General features: G+C 71.6%; 18 protein-coding genes. 3 read left to right on the top strand and 15 right to left on the bottom strand.

From position 1 onward, the window contains the following. Positions 1-201: 201 nt before the first annotated feature. A complete protein-coding gene (locus AOQ53_RS32770; protein WP_059422795.1) occupies positions 202-3,222 on the bottom strand; it encodes a putative bifunctional diguanylate cyclase/phosphodiesterase in 3,021 nt (1,006 codons plus the stop codon). A 426-nt stretch (positions 3,223-3,648) separates the two neighbouring features. Continuing rightward, on the bottom strand, positions 3,649-4,599 hold the full coding sequence (locus tag AOQ53_RS32765) for a 2-hydroxyacid dehydrogenase (RefSeq protein WP_059422793.1): 951 nt from the start codon (positions 4,597-4,599) through the stop codon (positions 3,649-3,651). A gap of 76 nt (positions 4,600-4,675) precedes the next feature. Between AOQ53_RS32765 and AOQ53_RS32760 the strand changes: the two genes are divergently transcribed. Together AOQ53_RS32760 and AOQ53_RS32755 are read left to right on the top strand one after the other, a co-directional pair. After that, positions 4,676-5,674: an aldo/keto reductase gene (locus tag AOQ53_RS32760; protein ID WP_059422791.1), complete on the top strand. Its 999-nt coding sequence runs from the start codon at positions 4,676-4,678 to the stop codon at positions 5,672-5,674. 482 nt (positions 5,675-6,156) lie between these two features. Continuing rightward, the gene (locus AOQ53_RS32755; RefSeq protein WP_059422789.1) at positions 6,157-7,329 is read left to right on the top strand and encodes a PQQ-dependent sugar dehydrogenase; all 1,173 of its coding nucleotides are present in this window, start codon (positions 6,157-6,159) and stop codon (positions 7,327-7,329) included. Between the two features lie 7 nt (positions 7,330-7,336). Here AOQ53_RS32755 and AOQ53_RS32750 read toward each other — a convergent pair whose 3' ends face one another. The 7 genes from AOQ53_RS32750 to AOQ53_RS32720 all read right to left on the bottom strand — a co-directional run bounded on the left by AOQ53_RS32750 (position 7,337) and on the right by AOQ53_RS32720 (position 15,183). After that, on the bottom strand, positions 7,337-7,525 hold the full coding sequence (locus AOQ53_RS32750; RefSeq protein WP_059422787.1) for a DUF6191 domain-containing protein: 189 nt from the start codon (positions 7,523-7,525) through the stop codon (positions 7,337-7,339). Positions 7,526-7,575: 50 nt separating this feature from the next. Beyond that, on the bottom strand, positions 7,576-10,662 hold the full coding sequence (locus tag AOQ53_RS32745; protein WP_059422826.1) for a helix-turn-helix transcriptional regulator: 3,087 nt from the start codon (positions 10,660-10,662) through the stop codon (positions 7,576-7,578). A 173-nt stretch (positions 10,663-10,835) separates the two neighbouring features. Further along, a complete protein-coding gene (locus tag AOQ53_RS32740) occupies positions 10,836-11,021 on the bottom strand; it encodes a hypothetical protein (RefSeq protein ID WP_059422785.1) in 186 nt (61 codons plus the stop codon). A 198-nt stretch (positions 11,022-11,219) separates the two neighbouring features. Further along, on the bottom strand, positions 11,220-11,750 hold the full coding sequence (locus tag AOQ53_RS32735; RefSeq protein WP_059422783.1) for a hypothetical protein: 531 nt from the start codon (positions 11,748-11,750) through the stop codon (positions 11,220-11,222). 35 nt (positions 11,751-11,785) lie between these two features. Beyond that, positions 11,786-12,361, bottom strand: a complete 576-nt coding sequence (locus AOQ53_RS32730) for a GNAT family N-acetyltransferase (protein WP_059422781.1) — start codon at positions 12,359-12,361, stop codon at positions 11,786-11,788. Beyond that, positions 12,339-14,585: an MMPL family transporter gene (locus tag AOQ53_RS32725; protein ID WP_059422779.1), complete on the bottom strand. Its 2,247-nt coding sequence runs from the start codon at positions 14,583-14,585 to the stop codon at positions 12,339-12,341. Before AOQ53_RS32725 ends, AOQ53_RS32730 begins: the two co-directional genes overlap by 23 nt. A gap of 193 nt (positions 14,586-14,778) precedes the next feature. Further along, entirely contained in the window at positions 14,779-15,183 is a 405-nt protein-coding gene (locus AOQ53_RS32720) for a hypothetical protein (RefSeq protein ID WP_063889026.1), read from the bottom strand. 190 nt (positions 15,184-15,373) lie between these two features. On the opposite strand from AOQ53_RS32720, the gene AOQ53_RS32715 reads away from it, so the two are divergent. Then, positions 15,374-16,177 (top strand): SAM-dependent methyltransferase, encoded by an 804-nt coding sequence (locus AOQ53_RS32715; RefSeq protein WP_059422776.1) that lies wholly within the window; start codon positions 15,374-15,376, stop codon positions 16,175-16,177. Positions 16,178-16,259: 82 nt separating this feature from the next. Here AOQ53_RS32715 and gatB read toward each other — a convergent pair whose 3' ends face one another. The 6 genes from gatB to ligA form a co-directional block, all read right to left on the bottom strand. Then, positions 16,260-17,774, bottom strand: a complete 1,515-nt coding sequence (gene gatB, locus AOQ53_RS32710; protein WP_059422774.1) for an Asp-tRNA(Asn)/Glu-tRNA(Gln) amidotransferase subunit GatB — start codon at positions 17,772-17,774, stop codon at positions 16,260-16,262. A 15-nt stretch (positions 17,775-17,789) separates the two neighbouring features. After that, the gene (locus AOQ53_RS32705) at positions 17,790-18,029 is read right to left on the bottom strand and encodes a hypothetical protein (RefSeq protein WP_030851407.1); all 240 of its coding nucleotides are present in this window, start codon (positions 18,027-18,029) and stop codon (positions 17,790-17,792) included. Then, positions 18,026-19,525: an Asp-tRNA(Asn)/Glu-tRNA(Gln) amidotransferase subunit GatA gene (gene gatA, locus AOQ53_RS32700; RefSeq protein ID WP_059422772.1), complete on the bottom strand. Its 1,500-nt coding sequence runs from the start codon at positions 19,523-19,525 to the stop codon at positions 18,026-18,028. The genes AOQ53_RS32705 and gatA overlap by 4 nt, the downstream gene beginning before the upstream one ends. Positions 19,526-19,531: 6 nt before the next feature. Then, entirely contained in the window at positions 19,532-19,828 is a 297-nt protein-coding gene (gene gatC, locus AOQ53_RS32695) for an Asp-tRNA(Asn)/Glu-tRNA(Gln) amidotransferase subunit GatC (RefSeq protein ID WP_004925108.1), read from the bottom strand. Positions 19,829-20,514: 686 nt separating this feature from the next. Further along, on the bottom strand, positions 20,515-22,812 hold the full coding sequence (locus AOQ53_RS32690) for a putative bifunctional diguanylate cyclase/phosphodiesterase (protein ID WP_059422771.1): 2,298 nt from the start codon (positions 22,810-22,812) through the stop codon (positions 20,515-20,517). A 257-nt stretch (positions 22,813-23,069) separates the two neighbouring features. Beyond that, positions 23,070-25,265 (bottom strand): NAD-dependent DNA ligase LigA, encoded by a 2,196-nt coding sequence (gene ligA, locus AOQ53_RS32685; protein WP_059422770.1) that lies wholly within the window; start codon positions 25,263-25,265, stop codon positions 23,070-23,072.

Raw genomic sequence — 25,265 nt, 5'->3', positions numbered from 1 at the left:
TTTGCGAAGTCTGTGCGGTTTTCGACTGCTGCACGGAAGGCGCCCGTGCAACAAAAAACCCCTCGTGCCATAAGGCAAGCGAGGGGAGCGCGCCGGGTGGGATCGCTGAGCGGTCGAGGCTCAGCGTCAGCCGACGCGCTTTCCAAGTACGAGAATTCGGGTGCGCATGGCACAGACCCTCTCCCCGGCACGCACTCACTGTCAAGTGGGTGGGACGGGAGTCTCATTATGTGAGCGGAAGGCCGTACCGCCTCCGATGACGGCGGACACACCCGAGCTGTACACCCGCGGGGCGCCGCCCGCGAACGCCGGTTCGGCCGGTCCGTGCGGCACCGGATAGTGGCCGGAAGCGAGCGCCCGGCGCAGCCGGTACTCGTCGAGCGGTCCGGAGAACGCCATGCCCTGCCCGTGCGTACAGCCCATCGCCCGCAGGGCGACGACCTGCTCGGGCAGATCCACCCCGTCGGCCACGGACTTCAGCCCGAGGTCACCGGCGATGCGCAGCAGCCCACTGGTGATCTTGTGCAGGCGGGCGGACTCGATGACGCCCTCGACCAGACTGCGGTCGAGCTTGAGGATGTCGACGGGCAGCCGCCTGAGGGCCGTGATCGCCCCGTAGCCACTGCCGAACCCGTCGAGCGCGATCCGGACACCGACCCTTCTGAGGGCACCCAGCCGCCGCTCCAGCTCGTCCAGACCGGCCCTGGGGTCGGCGTCGGACAGCTCGATGATCAGCGACCCGGACGGCAGCCCGTGCCGCGTGAGCAGCGCCTCGATGGTGCCGAGCGGCATCGACCGGTCCAGCAGCCGACGGGCGCTCACCCGGACCACGACCGGCGCGGACAGCCCGGTCGCGTGCCGCTCGGCGGCCTGCTCGACGGCCTCCTCGATCATCCACCGGCCCAGCTCGGCGGTCTTGTCGCTGTCCTCGGCCACGCGCAGGAACTCCGCCGGGGTGAACAGCACCCCCTGGGAGGAGCGCCAGCGCGCCTGCGCGGACACCGACGAGATCCGGCCGTTCTCCAGGCACACCACCGGCTGGTGCAGCAGGGCGAACTCGCCGTCGTGCAACGCGGCCCGCAGGCGCGTGGCCAGCTCCGCCTTGCGTACGACGTCCTGCTGCATCTGCGGCTTGTACAGCTCGACGCGGCCCTTGCCACCGGCCTTGGCCCGGTACATGGCCAGGTCGGCGTTGCGCAGCAGCTCACCCGCACCGAGGCCCGCTTCCGCGAAGGCCACGCCGATGGAGGCGTTGACACGGACATCGTTGCCGTCGATGACGTACGGCTGGGAGAGCGTCTTCCTGAGGCGGTCGGCGAGCTCCAGTATGTGCCGCTGCCGCGCCTCGCGGTCGCGGGTGTTGTCCCCGACGATCAGGGCCGCGAACTCGTCCCCGCCCAGCCTGGAGGCGGTGTCGCCCTGCCGGACGGAGTCCTGGAGCCGGCGGGCGGCCTGGACGAGCAGCTCGTCCCCGGCCTGGTGCCCGATCGTGTCGTTGACGGCCTTGAAGCCGTCGAGATCGATGAACAGCACGGCCGTGTTCCGCAGGGCCACGCCCCGGTCGGAGGCGCGGCGGCCCGAGAGGGCGTGCTGGACGCGCTTGGTGAACAGAGCGCGGTTGGGCAGGTCCGTGAGCGGGTCGTGCTCGGCGTTGTGCTGCAACTGGGCCTGGAGCCGGACCCTTTCGGTCACGTCCCTGCTGTTGAAGATGAGGCCGCCGTGATGGCGGTTGACGGTCGACTCGACGTTCAGCCAGCCTCCGTCACCTGACCGGAATCGGCACTCGATGCGCGTAGTGGGTTCTTCGACCGGGTTGGCGGCGAGGAAACGCCGCACCTCGTGCACGACGCAGCCCAGATCCTCCGGATGGATGAGACCGGCCAGTTCCGTACCCACCAGCTCCTCCGCCGGGCGGCCGTACACACCGGCGGCGGCCGGGGAGACGTACCTCAGGACGCCGCTGGGGGCGGCGATCATGATGACGTCGCTGGAGCCCTGCACCAGGGAGCGGAAGTGGTTCTCCTTCTGCGCCAGTTCCTGGGTGAGGGTGATGTTGTCGAGCAGCATGATGCCCTGGCGCACCACGAGCGCGAGCACGACGGTGCCACCGGTGAGCAGGACCACGCGGTCGACGCTGCGGCCGTTGAGGACGTTGTAGAGGATCCCCAGGGTGCACACGGCGGCCGCGAGATACGGCGTGAGGGCGGCGAGGGAGCCGGCGATGGGCCGGGCGGCCGGGTACCGGCCGAGTTCGCCTCCGGGCAGGGGCGGAGCGTGGTGCGGGCCGCTGCGCTGGCCGGGTACGTGTTCGTGCACCACGCGCGTGTGCCCTGCCGTGCTCTGCCGGTCCGGGCCGTGCCGGTCGGTGTCCGGCGTACGGGGCCCGGCCCACGGGGCGTAAGCCAGGAGCAGCGAGCCGGCGAACCAGCCCGCGTCGAGCAGCCCGCCGGAGCGGTAGTCGTGGTGCATCAGCGGTGAGGCGAACAGGGCGTCGCACATCACGGTCAGCGCTAGCCCGCCGATGGCGGTGTTGACCGCGGAGCGGTTCACCGCGGACCGCCTGAAGTGCAGCGCGAGCACCATGCTGACCAGCACGATGTCGAGCAGCGGGTAGGCCAGCGACAGTGCGGTGTGCGCCACGCTCGGCCCTTCGGACTTCGCGGCCTGGGCGAGGGCGAGGCTCCAGGCCAGGGTGAGCAGCGAGCCGCCGATCAGCGAGGCATCAAGACCGAGGCAGACCCAGCCGGCCTTGGTGACCGGCCGCTTGGCGAGCACGAGCAGCCCGACGATCGCGGGCGGCGCGAAGCAGAGGAAGAACAGGTCGGCGTAGCTGGGACTGGGCACGGGCTGCCCGAGGACGACCTCGTACCACCCCCAGACCAGGTTGCCCAGGGACGCCATGACCGAGGAGAGGCCGAAGAGCAGCCAGGCGGGTCGAAAGCGGGTGTGGCGCCTGCGGGCGTAGAGGAAGCACGACACGGCGGCGGTGGCCGCCGCGGCACTCAGCCCGAAGTCGCCCATGATCAGGGCCACTTCGTACGAACCCCAGCCGAACGCGGAACCGACGGCGTATCCCGCGCAGACCAGGGCGAGGACGAGTTGGAGGGCCGGTCCGGACCGGGGGCCGGGGGCCGGCGTGCGGGACAGCAGTGCCCCGGGGGACGGAGGCTGTGCCCGCAGCGCTCCGTCGAGCGTGGGTGTGGGGGTCGGCGGCGCGCTCACCGGACCCTCCCGGTTCGTGCCGCTCCCGGGTCCCGCGGGCCCCGGTGCGTCGGCTGGGCATGCCTTCTGCGGCTGCCGGGCCTGCGGTGGTGATGGCTGTGGTCGGTGCGGTGGTCGCTGTGGTGGGTGTGCTGCCCGCCGTGATCGGCGTGGTGACCGCGTCTGCTCGCGGCCGTCCGCCAGGGTCGCCGCCGGCAGCCCCGCCCCGTCGGATCGCTCGTCCATAGGCCGTGCATCGCCTGTCGCCCCCCTCACAGTCCTGAACTGTCCGTCCCCGGCGCCGAACTGTCCCCGGCGCAGCCCCTGTCGGGACGATACACCAGTCTCGTCACTCAGGGACATAGGTTCTCTACGCTCCGTGACGATCAATAGATGTATGAGTACCCACCGCGCCCGAAGGATTGCGGACGGTACCCGAAGTTCGGATCAGCCGGTTGATGCACCCGTCGTAAGGATCACGTTGCGCAGCGGCTCCCGGTTCACATAACGGTTCAACTGGTCCGCCAGGAGCCGCTTGGCGCGCGGCAGGAACGCGGAGGTGGGTCCGCCGACGTGCGGGCTGATGAGTACCCCCGGCGCACGCCACAGGGGGTGTTCGCGCGGCAGGGGCTCGGGTTCGGTGACGTCGAGGGCGGCGGTGATGCGGCCGCTCTCGAGTTCTGCGAGCAGCGCCTTGGTGTCGACGACGGGGCCGCGGGCGACGTTGACGAGGAGCGCGCCGTCCTTCATCCGGGACAGGAAGTCGGCCCCGGCCAGGCCACGGGTGGTTTCGGTGAGCGGCGTGGACAGGATGACGACGTCCGCTTCCGGGAGCAGCGCGGGGAGTTCGGTGAGCGGATGCACCGGCCCGCGCGCCGTGGTGCGCTCGGAGCGCGCGACGCGCGCCACCCGCGCCACCTCGAACGGAACGAGCCGGTCCTCGATGGCCGCGCCGATCGATCCGTACCCGACGATGAGGACGTTCTTGTCGGCGAGCGCGGGCCGGAACCCGGCGAGCCACTCCCCCCGGTCCTGCGCGCGGACGAAGTCGGGGACACCGCGCAGCGAGGCCAGGATCAGCGCCAGGGTGAGCTCTCCGGTGCTGGCCTCGTGCACCCCGCGCGCGTTGCACAGCCGCACGCCCGGAGGCAGCTGCCGCAGCCCCGGCTCCACGTGGTCGATGCCGGCGGAGAGAGTCTGCACGACCTGTAGGTGGCTCATCTCCGGCATGGGACGCACGCACAGGGGACTGGGCTTCATGTAGGGCACGGCGTAGAAGGCGCAGTCCGCCGGGTCCGCGGGGAAGTCCTCCTCCCCGTTCCAGAAGCGGTAGGCGGGGCCCTCGGGGAGTCCCTCGATCTCGTCCGGCGGGATGGGCAGCCACACGTCAGCAGTCATGCTCTGGAGGCTATGTCAGGCGGGTGCGGCGGCAGAGGTTAGGTTGGGTGGCCGGAACAGGGAGGGTCACGACCAGGTGGAGCGCAGGACGATCGGCGCGGCGGCGCTCGCGGTGGGGGCCGTCGGACTCGGGTGCATGCCGATGAGCTGGGCGTACAGCGCGTCGCGGCAGCGTGGCGACGAGTCGCTCAGGGCGGTGCACCGGGCGCTCGACCTGGGTTCGTCCCTGCTGGACACGGCCGACATGTACGGCCCCTTCACCAACGAGCTGCTGGTGGGGCGGGCGTTGAAGGAGCGGCGGTCGGACGCGTTCGTGTCGACGAAGGTCGGTCTGCTCGTGGGCGACCAGCACATCGTCGCCAACGGCCGCCCGGGATATGTGAAACGGGCCTGCGACGCGTCGCTGCGGCGCCTCCAGACGGACGTCATAGACCTCTACCAGCTGCACCGGGCCGACCCGGAAGTCCCCGTCGAGGAGACGTGGGGCGCGATGGCGGAGCTCGTCCAGGCCGGGAAGGTGAGGTCGTTGGGCATTTGCGCGGTGGGCGCGCGGGCCGGCCGCCGCTCCGGTGCCCGGCTGCACGACGCGACGATCCGGCAGCTGGAACGGGTGCAGCAGGTGTTCCCCGTGAGCGCGGTGGAGGCGGAGCTGTCGGTGTGGTCGCCGGAGGCGCTGGAGACGCTGCTGCCGTGGTGCGAGACGCGGGGCGTCGGCTTTCTGGCGGCGATGCCGCTCGGCAACGGCTTCCTGACCGGCAGGCTGCGGCCCGGCGCGGGCTTCGAGGCGGACGACGTCCGGGCCCGGCACCCCCGCTTCACGGCCGAGATGATGGCCGCGAACCAGCCGATCGTCGCGGGCCTGCGCCGGGTGGCCCGCCGCCACGGCGAGCACGTCACCCCCGCCCAGGTCGCCCTCGCCTGGGTCCTCGCCCAGGGCCCGCACGTGGTCCCGGTCCCCGGCACGAAGCAGGAGCGCTGGGTCACGGAGAACGCGGCGGCGGCGAGCCTGCGCCTGACGACCGAGGACTTGCGAGAGGTGGCGCAACTGCCTCCCGCACAGGGGTCGTGGGACTGATCCGGAACCGGCCACAGCTACGCACGGCGGCTCGCCACCGGCGGCCTCCGGGTTACCGAAGGCCGGTGCCGGGGACGCGGCCCGGCTGCCCGAAGCTCGCACCGCCGGCCGACGGCAGTCCGCGCAGGGGTGGTGTGCCCCGTCACGCGGAGGGCTTCCGGCAAAGCCTCAAAGGTGGCGGAAGTGCCACCCGCACACGGATCGTGGGGCTGATCCGGAACCGGGCCGCGGTCACACGCGGCGGAATCGGTGACCGGCGGGCCCCGGGCTGCCGAAGGACTGGCGCCGCGGCGGCATCCCGGCTGCCGAAGGACTGGCGCCGTCGGGCTGCGGCGGTCCCGCGGGCGCGGCCCCGTCGCGCGGAGGGATCCGGGCAAAGGCCCTGAGGGTGCCCGCGTTCGCGGTTCGGGGTTGGGCGATCGGGAACTTCGGAGGCGCGGGAGGTGTATGACAGGTAGGACCCGCCGCCGCTCGAAGGGACCATGATCGTGCAACGTCGAGCCGTGCCGACCGTATTGGCCGCCGCCGCGCTCCTGCTGACGGCCGGCTGCTCCTCCGACGGCGGAGGATCGTCCGGCACGGACGGGAGCGCCTCCCCGAGCCGTACGGCACCGGGGCCGTCCGCACCGGCGGGGCAGGCCGCCGAGGAGACACCGCCCGCCAAGGGCTCGGTGAAGGTGGTGCGCACCGTCGCCGAGGGCCTGGACTCCCCCTGGGGCCTCGCCCCGCTGCCCGGCGGCGGCCTGCTCGTCTCCTCCCGGGACGACGGGACGATCGTCCGGGTCGACGAGAAGACCGGAAAGAAGACCGAGCTGGGCGAGGTGCCGGGCGTATCGGCCGCCGGCGAGGGCGGCCTGCTCGGCATCGCCCTGTCCCCCGACTACGCCTCGGACCACATGGTCTACGCGTACTTCACCTCGGCCTCCGACAACCGCATCGTCCGCATGCTGTACGACGAGAAGAAGCCCTCCGGCGAGCAGCTGGGCGCTCCCGACACGGTCTTCAGGGGCATCCCCAAGGGCTTTGTCCACAACGGCGGCCGGATCGAGTTCGGCCCGGACAAGATGCTGTACGTCGGCACGGGCGAGAGCGGTGACACGGGCCTGTCCCAGAACAGGGACTCCGTCGGCGGCAAGATCCTGCGACTGACCCCGGAGGGCGAGCCGGCGCCGGGCAACCCGTTCCCGGACTCGCCGGTGTACTCGTTCGGCCACCGCAATGTGCAGGGCCTCGCTTGGGACGGCAAGCAGCGCCTGTTCGCCTCGGAGTTCGGCCAGGACACCTGGGACGAGCTCAACGCGATCAAGCCGGGCGACAACTACGGCTGGCCGGAGGCGGAGGGCAGGTCCGACGACTCCGGGTTCCACAACCCGATCGACCAGTGGACCACGGCCGAGGCCTCGCCCAGCGGCATCGCCTACGCCGAAGGTTCGATCTGGATGGCCGGCCTGCGCGGCAAGCGGCTGTGGCGCATCCCGCTGAACGGCACGGAGGCGTCGGCCGAGCCGCAGGCGTTCCTGGAGGGCGAGTACGGCCGGCTGCGCACGGTGGTCCCGGCGGGCGGCGACCGGCTGTGGCTCGTGACCAGCAACACGGACGGCCGGGGCAATCCGGAGGACGGGGACGACCGGATCCTGGAACTGCGGGTGACGTAGCCCGGGCTCACTCCTCGGGGTCTTCGGCCTCCGGCTCCTGCGGCGATCGTACGACGACCTTCCCGGACGACAGGTCTATCGGCCCGCGTCCGGGATCCCCGTCCCCGACGTCCTCGCGGGTCAGTTCCAGGCGGTTCTGCTCGTCACGGGTGTGTTTGCGGCCGGGTGAGAACAGTTCCTCGAACATGTTGAACAACGGAGCCTCCCTCGGCCGCGACATCCGCGACGTCTCTTACAGCGTATGCCTCAGCCCGCCGACCGGGATGTGACGGATTCGGCCGGGAACAGCCCCAGCCGGTGCGCCACCGCCGCCGCCTCGCCGCGACCAGAGACGCCGAGCTTCGCCAGGATGTTGGAGACGTGGACGCTCGCTGTCTTCGGGGAGATGAACAGTTCCTCGGCTATCCGGCGGTTGGTGTGGCCGGCGGCGACCAGGCGCAGCACGTCCCGTTCCCTGCTGGTGAGGCCGAGGGCTCCGGCGGGGTCCGCGGGGGCGGGGGCCGGTTCCGCGGCGGGCGTGAGCGGCAGGCGGGCGCGCTGGGCGAGCGCGGTGGCGGCGTCGGCGAGCGGCCGGGCCCCGAGGTGGCGGGCGACGGCATGGACGAGGCGGAGCAGTTCTTTGGCACGGTCGCGCTCGTCGGCCTCGCCGCCGCCCGTCAGCAGTGACTCGGCCAGTCGGTACCGGACGCGGGCGAGGTCGTAGGGCCGCTCCAGGGGTTCGAAGACGGTGACCACCTCCGACCAGGTCTCCGGGGTGCTCCGGCTCTCGGCGCGGTGGAGTTCGGCGCGGACCCACTTCTCGTGGGCGAGCCAGACGGGGGCGTTCGTGGTGAGGCATTTGACGGCCTCGAAGATGCTCTCCAGAGTCTTTGCGCGGCCGTCCCGTGCGGTCGGCACCGCCCGGGCGTCGGCCTCGGCCGTGGCGGCTTCGAGCAGCAGCGGCCAGGCGTAACGCTGGGTGCCGGGCGGGAAGCCGGACTCCAGGGTGCGGGCCAGTTCGGCGCGGGCGTCGGGGAGGCGGACCTCTGCGACGGCGACGGCGACGGTGAGGCAGGAGAGCGGGAGGTCGTGCTGCGGCATGGGGTCGTGCGGGCCGTAGGAGGCGCGGCCCTCGGCGAGATGACGTGCCGCCTCGGGCACCCGGCCGCGGGCGAGCGCGAGAAACGCCAGGCTGTTGGCACCGGACCCGTACGGCGCGGCCGTCTGCCCACGCCGCTGGGCGTTGACGGCCGCCTCGGCCGCCTCGTCCCAGCGGCCCAGGGAGATGAGCGACTCGGCGAGATTGCCCCAGACCCAGCCCTCCGCGTCCCGCAGGCCCATCCTGCCGGTGAGGCGCAGGCCCTCGTGAAGGACGTCCACGGCCTCCTCGGAACGCCCGATGCCCTCCAGGGCGGAAGGCAGGTTCACATGGCTGCGGCCCACGACCGCCGCGAGCCGTCGGGCCACGACCTCGTCCCTGGCCTCGTACATATGGGCCAGCCCGGCCTCGATCTGCCCGGCGTCGATCATGAGTGCGCCGAGGGTGAGCCGGGCGTTGGCCTCGATGTCCTCCGCGCCCACCATGCGCGCGTACTCCACCGCCCGTTCGGCGGCCGTCAGCGCCTGAGGGCCCGGCTGGTGGAGCATCGACCAGTGGGCGACCGTGGCGAGCACCTCGGCGTGCACCTCGGACGGCGGCAGGCCGCGGACCAGCTCCTGCGCGCTGGCGATCTCCTTCCAGCCGTCACCGCGGGCGAGCCGCTGCACCAGCCGGGAGCGCTGGATCCAGAACCAGGCGGCGCGCAGGGGATCGTCCTCCTCTTCCAGGAGGCGCAGCGCCCGCTTGGTGATCTTCAGGGCGCGCTCGCGCTCCCCGCAGAGCCGTCCGGCGACGGCCGCCTCGGCCAGCAGGTCCAGGTAGCGCGGCGCGCCGGCCTCCGGGTCGCCGCCGCCGGAGGTCCCCCCGCGCCGTTCAGGCGGTGAGGGAAGGCGGACCCCGGCGTGGTGGACGGGCCGCAGCGTCCGGCGTACGGCTTCGGGGGCGGCGTCCCACAGTTCCATCGCCCGTTCGAGCAGCCGGAGTTGCTCCGAGTAGGCGTGGCGGTGGCGGGCCTCGACGGAGGCGTCGAGGACGGCGGGCAGGGCCTTGGCCGCGTCGTGGGCGTGGTACCAGTAGCTGGCCAGGCGGGTCGCGTGCTCGTCGGCGGGGACGAGGGCCGGATCGGTCTCCAGGGCTTCGGCGTAGCGGCGGTTGAGGCGGGAGCGTTCGCCCGGGAGCAGGTCGTCGCTGACGGCCTCGCGGACCAGGGAGTGGCGGAAGCGGTAGCCGTCACCGCCGGGCGCGGGGGTGAGGATGCCGGCGTTCACTGCGGCCCGCAGTGCCTCGATGAGGTCGTCCTCGGCGAGCCGGGCGACGGCGGCCAGCAGCCGGTACTCGACGGTGGAGCCGCCCTCGGCCACGACCCGGGCTACCTGCTGGGCGGTCTCCGGCAGCCCTTCCACCCGGACGAGCAGCAGGTCGCGCAGGGAGTCGGTCAGGCCCGTGCGGCAGCCCTCCTGGGCGGCGACGGCGAGTTCCTCGACGAAGAAGGCGTTGCCGTCGGAGCGTTCGAAGATCGCGTCGATCTGGTCCGGGTCGGGTTCCTGGGCGAGGATGCCGGCGACCTGGCGGCACACCTCCTCGCGGTTGAAGCGGGCGAGGTCGACGCGGCGGATGGTGCGGAGCCGGTCGAGTTCGGCGAGCAGGGGCCTGAGCGGGTGGCGGCGGTGGATGTCGTCGGAACGGTAGGTGGCGAGGACGACGAGGCGGCCGGTGCGCAGGGTGCGGAAGAGGTAGGTGAGCAGGTGCCGGGTGGAGGCGTCGGACCAGTGCAGGTCCTCCAGGGCGAGGACGACGGTGTGCTCGGCGGTGACGCGCTCCAGCAGGCGTGCGGTGAGTTCGAAGAGGCGGGCCATGCCGTCCTCGTCGTGCCGGGCCGCCCCGCGCGCGGCGGCCGTGCCGATCTCGGGGAGCAGCCGGGCCAGTTCCTCCTCCTGCCCGGCGGCCGCGGCGGCGAGTTGTCCGGGCAGCTCGCGGCGGAGGGCGCGCAGGGCGGTGGAGAACGGCGCGAACGGCAGCCCGTCGGCGCCGATCTCGACGCAGCCGCCGAGCGCGACGACCGCGCCCCGCCTGCGGGCCGCAGCGGCGAACTCCTCGACGAGGCGGGTCTTGCCTACTCCGGCCTCGCCGCCGATGAGCAACGCCTGCGGGGCGCCCGCGGCGGCACCGGCGAGCACCTCGTCGAGCATGGTCAACTCGGCGGCCCGGCCGACGAACACGGGACTGACGGACCTGGTCTCCACGGACCCGAGCATCGCATGCGGGTCCGGCGGCACGGCACCGGTTTTGCCGCTGCGGGCCATGGGACCGGCGGCCGCATCCGTACGGACGGCCGCCACATCGACAGCCGCATCCGTACGGACGGCCGCCACATCGACAGCCGCATCCGTACGGACGGTCACGCTGCCGGCCGGTCCCGCCCCGCTGTTCACGCGGCCCGGGCGGACCGGGGCCTGCGCAGGCGGTGGCTATGGCTCTCGTGCTCGGCGGAGCTTTCGGCGGCTCCGCGACGGGCGGCGCGGCGGGCCCGGGCGACCTCGCGGACCTGACGCTCGTGGCCGGCGCGGCGGATGAGGTCGGCGGCGCGCAACTGCTGGAACTCGTACTCGTACATGACGTGTCCTTGGTGAGAGTCGGGTGTGAGGGCTTCGCTTTCTGCGATGCCTCCACCTTCGTCTCCCAGGCGGGGCCGCCACATCGGGAGAGTTCCGCATCTTCGGGGGCGGGCAGGGCCTTAGACGAGGCTGAGGGGCCTCAGGGCCTCCGTAAGGTGCTCACGGATGCCCTAAGACCCCTCAGGACCTGCGGTGACTCAGCTCGCTGACGGCAGTCCGAGCAGGATGCCGGTGTACTTGAGGACGGCCAGGAACAGGCCGATCACGCCGAGCGCGACACCCGCCCAGGCGACCGACTTGATCCAGGGGGCCTGGATCCTGCCGGGCGTGCCGAACGCCGGCCGGGCGAGCGTCGCAACGCCGACGACCAGTGCGACCAGCGCGAAGAAGCCGCCCCACAGGGCCGTGGTCTGCCAGGCGTCGCCGTAGACCGCCTGGATCTGCTTGGCCACGTCCGCGTTCTGCGCCGTCTCCAGCTGACCGATGAGGTTCTGGCGTGCGGCAGCCACCGTGCCGAGCCAGCTGCCGGTGAGCGAGACGACGCCCAGCGCTGCGGAGACCACGGCGGCAGCGCCCTGGCCGACGCCGAAGGGTCCCTCCTCCTTGGTCTCGGCGGCCTCGGCCGGGACCTCGGTCTTGGTCACCTCGTCGGACTTGGTGGTGTCCACCGCCTTCTCGTCGGTCGTGGCCTCGGTGGCCTCGGTCTCGTCCACTGCGTTCGTTGCCATGTCTCGCACCGTAGGGTCGCTGTCTGAGAAGTCTCTTAATGATCGTCCTGAGCGGCACGCGCGCGTGCGGCGCGCCACTCGGGTGCCAGCACCGACCAGACTTCGAGATCGTGCCGTACGCCACCATAGGGGTGGGCCTCGCGCCGCACACCGTCGCGGGTCATGCCCAGGCGCCGGGCCACGTTCAGACTCGGCTGATTGCCCGAGGCAGCGACCCACTCGATCCGGTGAATGCCGCGCTCCTCGACCGCCCAGTCGATGAGGACGCGCATCGCCCGGGTGACCAGACCACGCCCGGTCCCGGCCGGCTCCAGCCAGCAGCCGACCTCGCAGTTGCCGCTCGCGGCGTCGAAGTTCAGGAACAGCACGCCGCCCACGAGCTTGCCGTTCAGCCAGAGTCCGTGCAGCGAGCGGGTGTCGGCGGCGCGCATCTCGGCGTACCGCTGGAGCATGGCCCGCGCGGACTCCACGTCCGTCTCCTGCGACCCGAAGTTGATGAACCGCCCGATGAACTCCCTGCCCCGCTCCAGGTGCGCGAAGAACTCCTCCGCGTGCCAGGGCTCCAGGGGCCGCAGTTCCGCGCCGTCGTCACCCAGGGATATCGCGTACATCCCGCTGCCGCTCCTCCTCCGCCAGGACGTCCGCCACCTCGGCGTCCGTCGCGGCGGCCAGCCTCTCATGGGCGGCCCGGGCCTCGGGCGGTTCGATGCTGATCCGCGGCAGGCCCTTGTCGAGCCAGCGGGGCAGCCACCAGTTGGCGCCGCCGAGCAGGTGCATCAGGGCGGGGACGAGGAGCGTCCGCAGGACGAAGGCGTCCAGGGCGACGGCGGCGGCCAGGGCGATGCCGAACATGGCGATCACGCGGTCACCGCTGAGGACGAAGGCGAGGAAGACGGAGATCATGATGACCGCCGCCGAGTTGATCACCCGGCTGGTCTCGGCGAGCCCGACCCGGACGGCCCGCCGGTTGTCGCCGGTCTCCAGCCACTCCTCGTACATCCGGCTCACCAGGAACACCTGGTAGTCCATGGACAGGCCGAAGAGCACCGACACCATGATCACGGGCAGGAAGGGCTCGATGGGCCCCGCGCTGCCGAGGCCCAGCAGTTCGCTGCCCCAGCCCCACTGGAACATCGCGACGACCACCCCGAAGGCGGAGGCCACGGCGGCGACGTTCATCGCGGCGGCCTTCAGCGGGATGCCGATCGACCGGAAGGCGAGCAGGAGCAGCAGACAGCCCAGGCCGATCACGACCCCGATGAAGACGGGCAGCTTGGAGACGATGACGTCGGCGAAGTCGTCGTAGCCGGCCGTCATGCCGCCGACCTGCGTGTCGAGCGAGGTGCCCGACTCGGCGCGGGGCAGCACCTCCTCGCGCAGCCGGTCGACGAGGTCGCTGGTCCGCTTCGACTGCGGCGAGGACTCCGGTATGACGGTGAGGTACGCGGTGTGGCCGCCGGAGTCGAACGTCACCGGCGTCACCGCGGCGACGCCCTCGGTGGCCCGGAGCGTGCCGTCGAGGTTGTCCAGGGCGAGCTTGTCGTCGGCTCCGTCGACCTTCGTGACGAGGGTGAGCGGGCCGTTCACGCCGGGGCCGAAGCCGTCGGCGAGGAGGTCGTAGGCCTGGCGGGTGGTGGACGTCTTCGGGTCGTTGCCCTGGTCGGAGGTGCCCAGGTGCAGGGAGAACGTGGGCAGCGCGAGGACGGCCATGACCACCAGCGCGACCGCCCCGAGCACCTTGGGGTGACGCTCCACGAACGCCGACCAGCGGGCGGCGAAGCCCGTGGGCAGCTCGGGTTCGGGCCCGTGCTCCGCCAGGCGGCGGCGCTCGCGGCGGCTGAGCGCCCGCATGCCGATGAGGGACAGCAGGGCGGGCAGCAGTGTCACGGAGGCCGCGACGGTGAGGATCACGGTCAGGCCGGCGGCGATGGCGACGCCGTTGAGGAAGCTCAGCCGCAGGATCAGCATGCCCAGCAGGGCTATGCAAACGGTGGCACCTGCGAAGACGACCGCCCGTCCCGTGGTCGCGACGGCGTTGGTGGCCGCTTCGGTGACGGACAGCCCGCGTTTCAGCCCGCGCCGGTGTCTCGTCACGATGAACAGCGCGTAGTCGATGCCGACGCCGAGCCCGATCAGCATGCCGAGCATGGGGGCGAAGTCGGCGACGGTCATGACGTGCCCGAGCAGCACGATCCCGGCGTAGGCGGTGCCGACGCCGACCAGGGCGGTGGCGATGGGCAGCAGTGAGGCGGCGAGCGAGCCGAAGGCGAGGAACAGCACGACCGCGGCGACGACCACGCCGACGACCTCGGCGACATGCCCGCCGGAGGACTCGGTGAGCCCGACGGCTCTGCCGCCCAGCTCCACCTGGAGCCCGTCGGTCTCCGCGCTCTTCGCGGTGTCGACGACGGCTTGCGCCTCGGACCGGCTGATGTCCTGCGCCTGGTCGTCGAAGGTGACGGTGGCGTACGCCGTACGGCCGTCCGCGCTGACGCGTCCCGCGCCCGGCCCGCCGTAGGGGCTGGTCACGGAGGCCACGCCGGGCAGGTTCTCGACGCGTTCCAGGGCGCGGGTCATCGTCTGCTCGACGTCGGCGGCGCGGACGCCGCCGGACGCGGTGTGCCAGACGACGGTGTCGCTGTCGCCACCGAGCTGCGGGAAGCCCTCATGCAGCAGCTGGGTGGCGCGGCCCGATTCGGTGCCGGGGACCTGGTAGTCGTTCGAGTACGCGGAGCCGGCGACCGCGGCACCCGCGGCCACCCCCGCGAAGGCGAGGAGCCAGAGCAGAACGGTGACCAGACGGCGTCGGACACACCAGCGTGCGAGGGCTGCCACGAAACGTGCTCCCAGGGTGACTTTTTTGGATCTTTGACCGGGAGCAGTCGTCCATGAACTGAACAGCCCGCAAAGAACGCATGAGCAATGCAAAGCCACTCTTGCAGGCACACGAGATCAATTGTCGTATTCGTGGGCTTATTCACAACGGTGGGAGACAGCTCACAGGACAATCAGATGAACTCTGTCGCCCTCAGTCGAACTGGTCCCCCAGCGCCATCACCATCAGTCCCGCGATCAGCAGCCACAGCGCTCGCCTAGTGCGTCCCCGGGAGCCCAGCACGGCGGCGCCCGCGCAGACGGCCGCTCCGCCGGCGTACGCCGCCGGGACGAGTGCGGGTGCGGAGCGGGTGAGGCGGAGCAGTGCCGCGGCCAGACCCGCGAGAGCCAGGACGGCGCCGGTGCCGGCGGCCGTCCAGCGGGCCCGCCGCGCGCCTTCCGCCGCATCGTCGGCATCGTCGGGCTCGTCGACGTCGTCCGGCTCGCCGGCGTCAGTCTGCTCGTCGTCCGGCACGGCATCCGGCTCGGTGTCCTGCGCGGCGGCTGCCCCCGGGTCCGTTATCTCAGGATCGGTGTCGGAATCAGCGCGTCCACTCATGGCCGAGACGGTAGCGCGTCGGATGGGAAAACCGAGTGCGGGGCCGACGGGGCGGCTGTTAGCGTCCGCTGGTCCGAGGTACGCCCGCGGCGCCCCGCCACCCGGCCGAAGCAGGTGCATTGTTTGACGGTCCGACCGAGCTCCGACGCATCCCCTTTCTTCCTCAAGGACTCAAGGAGCCCGTTCCCCGATGTCGGACATCACTTCCCGGACCTCGAGCGACCCCCTCACTGACCGCGTCAGCCACCCCCGCTACCCGCGCAGCAACCGCTACGACGCCCGCTGGACCATCGAGAACCAGATGGGCCCGCACGCGCTGTGGCTGCTGGAGTGGCTGTCCCCGGCTCTGGGGCTCGACACCCTGAGCCCCGGCTCCCGCGTGCTCGACCTGGGCTGCGGTCGCGCCATGACGTCGATCTTCCTCGCCAAGGAGTACGACATCCAGGTCACCGCCGCCGACCTGTGGGTCAAGCCCGACGAGAACGCGGCCCGTATCGCCGAGGCCGGCGTCGCGGACCGTGTCCTGCCCGTGTTCGCCGAGGCCCACGACCTGCCGTTCGGCGAGGGCGGCTTCGAGGCGATCGCCTCCGTCGACGCGTACCAGTATTTCGGCACCAACGACCTGTATCTGCCCACACTGACCCGGCTGCTGAAGCCGGGCGGGCGGATCGGGGTCGTGGTACCGGCGCTGCGCGAGGAGATCGACGGCGTCGAGCCGCCGGAGCACCTCAAGCCGTATTGGGAGCCGGATTTCTGGTGCTTCCACACGGCCGCCTGGTGGCGGCGCCAGTGGACCCGCAGCGGGGCCGTGGAGGTCGAGACGGCCGACTGGCTGGAGGACGGCTGGCGCGACTGGCTGCGGTGGTGCGAGGTCGTGGCCGAGGAGCACACGGACGAGTGGCACATCCGGATGGCCGGACAGTGCGCCGAGATGCTGCGCCTCGACCAGGGCCGCACGCTGGGCTTCGTCCGGGTCGTCGGCCGTCGCCTGTAGGTACAAGCGCAGTCCCACGCAGGACAAGCGCACAGGGGGGATGCACCGGTTCGGCGCATCCCCCCTGTGGGGTTCGCGGAGGTCAGCCCTCGCTGACGCCCAGCTTCTGAAGGATCAGCTCCTTCACGCGGGCCGCGTCGGCCTGACCACGGGTCGCCTTCATGACCGCGCCGACCAACGCGCCGGCCGCGGCCACCTTGCCGCCGCGGATCTTGTCCGCGATGGCCGGGTTGCCGGCGATGGCCTCGTCGACGGCGGCGGTGAGCGCGCCCTCGTCGGAGACGACCTTCAGACCTCGCTTGTCGACGACCTCGTCCGGGGTGCCTTCGCCCGCGAGGACGCCTTCGATGACCTGACGGGCCAGCTTGTCGTTCAGGTCACCCTTCGCGACCAGCTCCGTGACCCGGGCCACCTGCTGCGGCGTGATCGCCAGCTCGTCGAGCGCCTTGCCCGACTCGTTGGCGCTGCGGGCCAGCTCGCCCATCCACCACTTGCGGGCGGAGGCGGCGTCGGCCCCGGCCTCGATGGTGGCGACGATGGGCTCCAGGGCACCGGCGTTGAGGATCGCCTGCATGTCGGTGGCCGAGACGCCCCACTCCTCGCGGAGCCGGTTGCGGCGGACCAGCGGCAGCTCGGGCAGCGCGGCCCGCAGCTTCTCGACCCACTCTCGGGACGGGGCCACCGGGACGAGGTCGGGCTCCGGGAAGTACCGGTAGTCCTCGGCCTCCTCCTTCACGCGGCCCGAGGTCGTCGACCCCGTGTCCTCGTGGAAGTGCCGGGTCTCCTGGACGATCGTCCCGCCGCTGCTCAGCACGGCCGCGTGCCGCTGGATCTCGAAGCGGGCCGCGCGCTCCACGGACCGCAGCGAGTTGACGTTCTTCGTCTCGGACCGCGTGCCGAACTTCTCGGTGCCGTTCGGGCGCAGCGACAGGTTCACGTCGCAGCGCATCTGGCCCATCTCCATGCGGGCCTCGGAGACGCCGAGCGCCCTGATGACCTCGCGCAGCTCACGGACGTACGCCTTCGCCACCTCGGGGGCACGCTCGCCCGCGCCGACGATCGGCTTGGTGACGATCTCGATGAGCGGGATGCCGGCGCGGTTGTAGTCCAGGAGCGAGTGCGAGGCGCCATGGATACGGCCCGTCGCACCGCCCACGTGCGTGGACTTGCCGGTGTCCTCCTCCATGTGGGCGCGCTCGATCTCCACGCGGAAGGTCTCGCCGTCCTCCAGCTGTACGTCGAGGTAGCCGTTGAAGGCGATCGGCTCGTCGTACTGGGAGGTCTGGAAGTTCTTCGGCATGTCCGGATAGAAGTAGTTCTTCCGGGCGAAGCGGCACCATTCGGCGATCTCGCAGTTCAGCGCGAGGCCGATCTTGATCGCGGACTCGACGCCGGTCGCGTTGACGACCGGGAGCGCGCCGGGCAGGCCGAGGCAGACGGGGCAGGTCTGCGCGTTGGCGTCCTGCCCGAGGGCGGTCGAACAGCCGCAGAACATCTTGGTCTTGGTGCCGAGTTCGACATGGACCTCGAGGCCCATGACGGGGTCGTACGACGCGAGTGCGTCCTCGTACGACACCAGGTCGGTCGTGATGGTCACGGTGAAACTTCCCTCTCAGCCCAACAGGACGTCGTCGTCGCCCAGCTGCTTCAGCTCGCGGTAGAGAATGGCCAGGTTGGTGACGACCGCCGCTCCGGTCACGACGGCGTCGAGCAGCCGCAGCGTGTCGTTGTCTCCGCGGGCCTTCTTGATCTGCTTGTAGACCCCGACGGCGCCGAACGCCGACGTGGCCATCGAGATGTACAGACCGGACTTGGACTTCTTGAAGCCCTTGGCCTTGGACAGTGCGCTCACAGCGACGGAGCCTCCTCGATCAGCGGGTGGCCCCACTTTTCCACGAAGGCGGCCTCGACGGCGGCGCCGACCTTGTAGAGGCGGTCGTCCTTCATGACCGGGGCGATGATCTGCAGTCCGACCGGGAGGTTGTCCTCCGGGGCGAGGCCGCACGGCAGCGACATGGCCGCGTTGCCCGCCAGGTTGGTCGGGATGGTGCACAGGTCGGCGAGGTACATCGCCATCGGGTCGTCGGCGCGCTCGCCGATCGGGAAGGCGGTGGTCGGGGTCGTCGGGGAGACGATCACGTCGACCTGCTCGAACGCCTTGTCGAAGTCCTGCTTGATGAGCGTGCGGACCTTCTGGGCGCTGCCGTAGTACGCGTCGTAGTAGCCAGAGCTCAGCGCGTACGTGCCGAGCATGATGCGGCGCTTGACCTCGGGGCCGAAGCCGGCCTCGCGGGTCAGGGAGGTGACCTCCTCGGCGGAGTGCGTGCCGTCGTCGCCGGCGCGCAGGCCGTAGCGCAGGCCGTCGAAGCGGGCGAGGTTGGAGGAGCACTCCGAGGGCGCGATCAGGTAGTACGCCGACAGCGCCAGGTCGAAGGACGGGCAGTCCAGCTCGACGATCTCGGCGCCCAGTTCCTTCAGCAGGGTGACGGACTCGTCGAACCGCTGGATGACACCGGCCTGGTAGCCCTCGCCGCGGAACTGCTTGACGACACCGACGCGCATGCCCTCGACGCTGCCGTTGCGGGCGGCCTCGACGACCGGCGGGACCGGGGCGTCGATCGAGGTGGAATCCATCGGGTCGTGGCCGGCGATCACCTCGTGCAGCAGGGCCGCGTCCAGGACCGTGCGGGCGCAGGGGCCGCCCTGGTCCAGGGAGGAGGAGAAGGCGACCATGCCGTACCGCGACACCCCGCCGTACGTCGGCTTCACGCCGACCGTGCCGGTGACGGCGGCGGGCTGGCGGATGGAGCCCCCCGTGTCGGTGCCGATGGCGAGCGGGGCCTGGAAGGAGGCGAGCGCGGCGGACGAACCGCCGCCGGAGCCGCCGGGGATCTTGGTCAGGTCCCAGGGGTTGCCCGTCGGCCCGTAGGCGCTGTTCTCGGTGGAGGACCCCATGGCGAACTCGTCCATGTTGGTCTTGCCGAGGATCACCACGTCGGCGGCCTTGAGCCGCTTGGTGACGGTCGCGTCGTACGGCGGGATCCAGCCTTCGAGGATCTTCGAACCGACGGTGGTCGGGACCCCCTCGGTGGTGAAGATGTCCTTGAGCGCCAGGGGAACGCCGGCCAGCGGACCGAGCTTCTCCCCCTTGGCCCGCTTCTCGTCGACGGCACGGGCCTGGGCGAGCGCGCCCTCGCGGTCGACGTGCAGGAAGGCATGCACCTTCTCGTCGACGGCCTCGATCCGGGCGAGGTGGGCCTCGGTGACCTCGACGGCCGTGAGCTCGCCGGAGGCGATCTTCGCGGCGGTCTCGGCGGCCGTGAGCTTGATGATGGGGCTGTCCGTCATGGCGGGTTACTCCTCCCCCAGGATCTGCGGCACCTTGAAACGCTGCTGCTCCTGGGCCGGGGCTCCGGAGAGCGCCTGCTCGGGAGTGAGCGAGGGACGGACCTCGTCCGGGCGCATGACGTTCGTCAGCGGGAGCGGGTGCGAGGTCGGCGGTACGTCTTGGTCGGCGACCTCGCTGACGCGGGCCACCGCGCCGATGATGTCGTCCAGCTGTCCCGCGAAGTGGTCGAGCTCTTCGGGCTTCAGCTCCAGACGCGCCAGCCGGGCGAGGTGGGCGACCTCCTCGCGCGTGATGCCAGGCATGCAGCGATCCTCTGGGGTGAGTGTGAGTGGTTTGGGGCCTAGGACCTGGCGTCACATTCCCGCCGTCCGCCCGGGGGGCGGGCCGTGCGGCGTCCGGCGCGTGCGATCGCAAGGCGCCGGAGCGTCCTCGTGGCACAGCCACGTGGACGATTCGGCAACGCGGCGAGCGTGCGTGCCAGGCGTCGCACGGCAGGCGGGAATGTGGCGCCAGGTTCTAATCCTATGGGGCGGGCAGCTGTGACCGTGAAACGGTTTCGCCGGCTCCGGTGGCCCGGCCCTGCCGGAGTGCTTCAGGAACGGAGACCGAAACCGTGCGGAGCAGGTGATCGTGTGCCGCTCGTAGCCGGCCAGCGCGCAGGCGGAGGCGGCTGGGCGGTGTCGGGGCGAGGGGTGCCGTCCAGCGCCGCCACGGCTCCGGCCGGCGGCGCCGACTGGACGGCGCCGAGGGCGGGAACGGTCCGGTCCGGGACCTAGTGCCCCAGCAGGCAACGTTCGCCCCGTCGCGACGCCCGGCACGCCCTCTCGCCGCACCGGCCGAAAGCCCGAGTGCATCCAGCACGAGGGCTTCCGGCCGGCACTCCCCCAAGCTCTTCGAGCAGGGGGTACCCCCAGAGCACGCACCGGACGCCGCTCCCTGACGGGCAAACGTTGCCTGCCGGGGCACTAGGCGATGCGGCCCGAGTCGTCTAGGCGATGCGGCCCGAGTCGTCCGCCGTCGCCGCCGGGAGGGCGGCCCGGGGGCGTTGCCAGCCGCGGGAGCCCCTGGCGCGGAGCCAGGCCGTGGTCTCCTCGGGGGGCATCGCGGCGGCGACCAGCCAGCCCTGGACGGCGTCGCAGCCGAGGTCGCGCAGGCGCTCCCAGGTCTCGTCGTCCTCGACGCCTTCGGCGACGACGAGCAGACCGAGGGAGTGCGCGAGGTCGACCGTGCAGCGCACGATCTCCGCGTCCTCGTTGTCGACGGCGAGCCGGGCGACGAAGGAGCGGTCGATCTTCAGTTCGCTGACCGGGAGTTTGCGCAGGTGGACCAGCGACGAGTAGCCCGTGCCGAAGTCGTCCAGGGACATCTTCACGCCGTGCCCGGTCAGCGCGTTGAGGGTGTCGGCGGCGCGCTGCGGGTCCTCCAGGAGGACGTGTTCCGTTATCTCCAGTTGGAGCGCTCCCGCCGGGACGCCGTGCCGGGCCAGCCGCGCGGCGACCGAGCCGGCGAAGCCGGGGGTGTGCACGTCACGCGGGGAGACGTTGACCGCGACCGGGACGAACAGTCCCTGGGCCCGCCACCGCGCGACCTGGGCGAGCGCGGTCTCCAGGACGTACTCGGTGAGATGGGGCATCAGGCCCGAGGACTCGGCGATCGCTATGAACTCGTCCGGCGGCACCTTGCCCCGCTCGGGGTGCACCCAGCGGACCAGGGCCTCCAGACCCGCGACCTGTCCGTCGAAGCGGACCTTGGGCTGGTAGTGCAGCTCGACCTCGTGGGCGTCGAGCGCCCTGCGGAGGTCTCCCAGCAGACCGAGCCGGTCCGGGGTGTTCGAGTCGCGCTTGGACTCGTAGACCTCCACGCCCGTACGGTCCCGCTTCGCCTGGTACATCGCCACGTCCGCCCGCCGCAGCAGCCCTTCGGCGTCCAGGGCGTGGTCGGGGAAGACGGCGACCCCGGCGCTGGCCTCCAGGACGAGGGTGAGGCCGTCGAGGTCGAGCGGGGAGCTGAGCGCGGCGACCAGGTTGCGGGCGACCCGGGTCGCGGACGTCGTGGAGTCGGCGACCGGTAGTAAGACGGCGAACTCGTCCCCGCCGAGCCGGGCGGCCTCCGCCCCGCGCGGCAGCGCCACCCGCAGCCGGTCGGCGATCTGGAGGAGCAGCCGGTCACCGGCCAGATGACCGAGCGTGTCGTTGACCGACCGGAAACGGTCGAGGTCGATCAGCATCAGGGCGGCGCGCGCGTCGATCCGCTCGGCGTCGTCCAGCGCGGTCCAGATGCGCTCCAGCAGCCACTGGCGGTTGGGCAGCCCGGTCAGCGGGTCGCGCAGCTGCTCCTCGGCCCGGGCCCGGGCTATCCAGAGCGTGGAGTCCAGGGCGATGAGGGGGATGGAGAACAGCGGCAGCAGGATCGGATTGGCCACGGCCACGACACAGACCAGCGGCGCGATCCCCAGCAGCGCGACCGCGACCAGGCCCTGTCTGACCAGGGCGGTGCGGGCGACGGTGGGCAGACCGGGGCGCGGGGCGTGCAGATACCAGAGCAGGACGCGGGTGACCGCCAGGTAGGAGACGGCGACCATGACCACCTCGGGCGCGGTGTAGAGCGTCCAGCTGTCCGGGTCCGAGGGGGACTCCACGGACGGTACTGATCCGAAGACGCCCAGCACCAGGGCGCCGGCGCCGATGCCGAGGAGGTCGACCGCCCCGTGCAGGATGCCCTGGCGCCAGCGGTTGCGGCGGGCTACGCCGACCAGCACGACGACCGTGAGGCTGACCATGCCGGCCGGTACCCAGCCGTACAGCAGCAGCACGGCGAGCGTGAGGGCGGCGCCCGAGCCGGTGCCGCCCCACCAGCGGGAGCGGCCCAGCATGACGAGGTGGCCGACGATGATGCCGGTCAGCACGGCCAGCGACCAGCCGGCCGTGCCGGACGGGAAGAGCGCGTGGCCGCCGGTGAAGGCGCGGTAGAAGCCGGCGCCCAGGACGAACCCGGCCGCCGCGACGACCGCCGCGGGCAGCGCGGGCCAGGACAGGTGCCGTTCCGGGTCCGCGTCCTCGCCGGTCAGGCCGGACGTGTGCTCGGTGACCGGCTGTGCGGCGCCGCGGCCGTCCGCCGCGGCGCGCCCCCCGGAGGTGCGCCCGTCCGCGGTGTACTGTCCGACGGCGCGCACTTCCGCGCCCGGACGCCCCGCCGGCCGACCCGTCCCACGGACTGCACGCCATACGACCGCCATACGGCTCAGGCGCAGCCGTGAGCCCGGCACGGCGCTCTCGGTCGGTTCCATTCCCGTCCCTCTCACAGCCGGCGGTGCCCACGCCCCGCGGCCCGGTGCCCGACAACCCTTGGGCGGCCCGCGTTGGAAAACCCTTCCCCGTGCTCCGCGAGCACAAAGATGCCCCGACCGCAGCTGGGCACGGCAGGCGCACATCTCAACAGTAGGCCGCAGAAGGCTTCCACGGGCAGCGGTCGCCGACGGTTGCCCGAATGCGCCCCGGCCACCCGTATGCATCTGGTATGCGCCGAACGGGTGGCCTTCAACCGCTACTCCTCAGCCGAAAGGGCGACTTCCGCCGCCGCGTCCGGTCCCTGTTCCAACAGGACCCCGAAACCCTCCTCGTTCAGGACCGGGACCTTCAGCTGCATCGCCTTGTCGTATTTCGATCCAGGGCTGTCACCCACAATGACGAACGACGTCTTCTTCGAAACCGAGCCGGTCACCTTCGCTCCGCGGCTCTGCAACGCCTCCTTGGCGCCGTCCCGCGTGAAGTGTTCGAGGGTTCCCGTGACGACGACGGTGAGCCCTTCGAGCGGGCGCGGTCCCTCGTCCTCGCCGGTGCTCTCCTCCTCCATGCGGACGCCGGCGGCTTTCCACTTTCGGATGATCTCGCGGTGCCAGTCCTCGGCGAACCACTGTTTGAGGGAGGCGGCGATGGTGGGGCCGACGCCCTCGGTGCCCGCCAGCTCCTCCTCCGTGGCCTGGTCGATGCGCTCGATCGAGCGGAACTCGCGGGCCAGTGCCTCGGCCGCGACCGGTCCGACGTGACGGATCGACAGGCTGGTGATGATCCGGGCGAGCGGGCGCTGCTTGGCCGCCGCGATGTTCTCCAGCATGGCGAGCGCGTTCTTGCGGGGCTTGCCCTCCTGGTTGGCGAAGATCGTGGCGACCTTCTCCTCGCCGGTCTTCGGGTCGCGCTTGGGCAGACCGCTGTCCGGGTCGAGGACATACGCCTTGATGGGCAGCAGCTGGTCGACGGTGAGGTCGAACAGGTCGCCCTCGTCCGCCAGCGGCGGGTCTTCGGGCTCCAGCGGCTTGGTGAGGGCGGCGGCGGCGACGTAGCCGAAGTGCTCGATGTCCAGCGCCTTGCGGCCCGCGAGGTAGAACAGGCGCTCGCGCAACTGGGCCGGACACGTACGGGCGTTGGGGCAGCGCAGGTCGACGTCGCCCTCCTTCATCGGCCTCAGCGCCGTACCGCACTCGGGGCACTCGCTCGGCATGACGAACTCGCGCTCGGTGCCGTCGCGCTTGTCGACGACCGGGCTGAGGATCTCGGGGATGACGTCACCGGCCTTGCGCAGCACGACCGTGTCGCCGATGAGGACGCCCTTGGCCTTGACCACGTCCTGGTTGTGCAGCGTGGCGAACTCGACCTCGGAGCCCGCGACCGTGACCGGCTCGACTTGGGCGTACGGCGTGACCCGGCCCGTGCGGCCCACGCCCACGCGGATGTTGACGAGCTTGGTGTTGACCTCCTCCGGCGCGTACTTGTACGCGATCGCCCAGCGCGGGGCGCGCGAGGTGGAGCCGAGGCGGCCCTGGAGCGGGATCTCGTCGAGCTTGACGACCACTCCGTCGATCTCGTGCTCCACGGAGTGGCGGTTCTCGCCGAAGTACGCGATGAACTCCCGTACGCCGTCGAGGCCGTCGACCACCTTGTTGTGCCGGGAGGTGGGCAGGCCCCAGGTCTTGAGCAGGTCGTAGGCCTGGGAGAGGCGGGTCAGGCCGGTGAACCCCTCCAGGGCGCCGATGCCGTGGACCACCATGTGCAGCGGGCGGGTGGCCGTGACGCGCGGGTCCTTCTGGCGCAGTGAACCGGCCGCCGCGTTGCGCGGGTTGGCGAAGGGCTTGTCACCGGCCTCGACCAGACGGGCGTTGAGCTCCTGGAACTTCTCCATCGGGAAGTAGACCTCGCCGCGGATCTCCACGAGGTCGGGGACGGAGTCGCCCTTGAGGCGCTCCGGGATCTCCGCGATCGTGCGGACGTTCGGAGTGATGTCCTCGCCGGTGCGGCCGTCGCCGCGGGTCGCCGCGCGGGTCAGACGGCCGTGCTCGTAGGTGAGGTTCACGGCGAGGCCGTCGACCTTCAGCTCGCACAGGAAGTGGTAGTCCTGCTCGCCCAGTTCCCTCGCGATGCGCTCAGACCAGGCGGCCATCTCCTCGTCGTTGAAGGTGTTGTCGAGGGAGAGCATGCGCTGGCGGTGCTCGACCGCCGTGAACTCCGTCTCGTACGAACCGGCGACCTTCTGGGTCGGCGAGTCCGGGGTGCGCAGCTCCGGGAACTCCTCCTCCAGCGCCTCCAGGGAACGCAGCAGCTGGTCGAACTCCGCGTCGCTGACGACGGGAGCGTCCTTCACGTAGTAGCGGAAGCGGTGCTCCTCGATCTGCTCCGCGAGGCGCGCGTGCTTCTCCCGTGCCTCGGCGGGCACCGTCGTCGTCTCCGCTTGCTTGTCGCCGGCCAC

This window comes from Streptomyces azureus, from assembly GCF_001270025.1.
In the GTDB taxonomy this organism is placed as follows: domain Bacteria; phylum Actinomycetota; class Actinomycetes; order Streptomycetales; family Streptomycetaceae; genus Streptomyces; species Streptomyces azureus.
Note: the sequence above shows the minus strand (reverse complement) of the source record. Positions and strands in the feature narration are given on the sequence as shown.

Bases quoted from the DNA above. Each gene is read 5' to 3' on its own strand.
- AOQ53_RS32755 (WP_059422789.1), top strand. From the start codon at position 6,157: ATGATCGTGCAACGTCGAGCCGTGCCGACCGTATTGGCCGCCGCCGCG.
- AOQ53_RS32735 (WP_059422783.1), bottom strand. From the start codon at position 11,750: ATGGCAACGAACGCAGTGGACGAGACCGAGGCCACCGAGGCCACGACC.
- AOQ53_RS32745 (WP_059422826.1), bottom strand. From the start codon at position 10,662: ATGCTCGGGTCCGTGGAGACCAGGTCCGTCAGTCCCGTGTTCGTCGGC.
- gatC (WP_004925108.1), bottom strand. From the start codon at position 19,828: ATGCCTGGCATCACGCGCGAGGAGGTCGCCCACCTCGCCCGGCTGGCG.
- AOQ53_RS32690 (WP_059422771.1), bottom strand. From the start codon at position 22,812: ATGGAACCGACCGAGAGCGCCGTGCCGGGCTCACGGCTGCGCCTGAGC.
- AOQ53_RS32765 (WP_059422793.1), bottom strand. From the start codon at position 4,599: ATGACTGCTGACGTGTGGCTGCCCATCCCGCCGGACGAGATCGAGGGA.
- AOQ53_RS32720 (WP_063889026.1), bottom strand. From the start codon at position 15,183: ATGAGTGGACGCGCTGATTCCGACACCGATCCTGAGATAACGGACCCG.
- gatA (WP_059422772.1), bottom strand. From the start codon at position 19,525: ATGACGGACAGCCCCATCATCAAGCTCACGGCCGCCGAGACCGCCGCG.
- AOQ53_RS32715 (WP_059422776.1), top strand. From the start codon at position 15,374: ATGTCGGACATCACTTCCCGGACCTCGAGCGACCCCCTCACTGACCGC.
- AOQ53_RS32740 (WP_059422785.1), bottom strand. From the start codon at position 11,021: ATGTACGAGTACGAGTTCCAGCAGTTGCGCGCCGCCGACCTCATCCGC.
- AOQ53_RS32730 (WP_059422781.1), bottom strand. From the start codon at position 12,361: ATGTACGCGATATCCCTGGGTGACGACGGCGCGGAACTGCGGCCCCTG.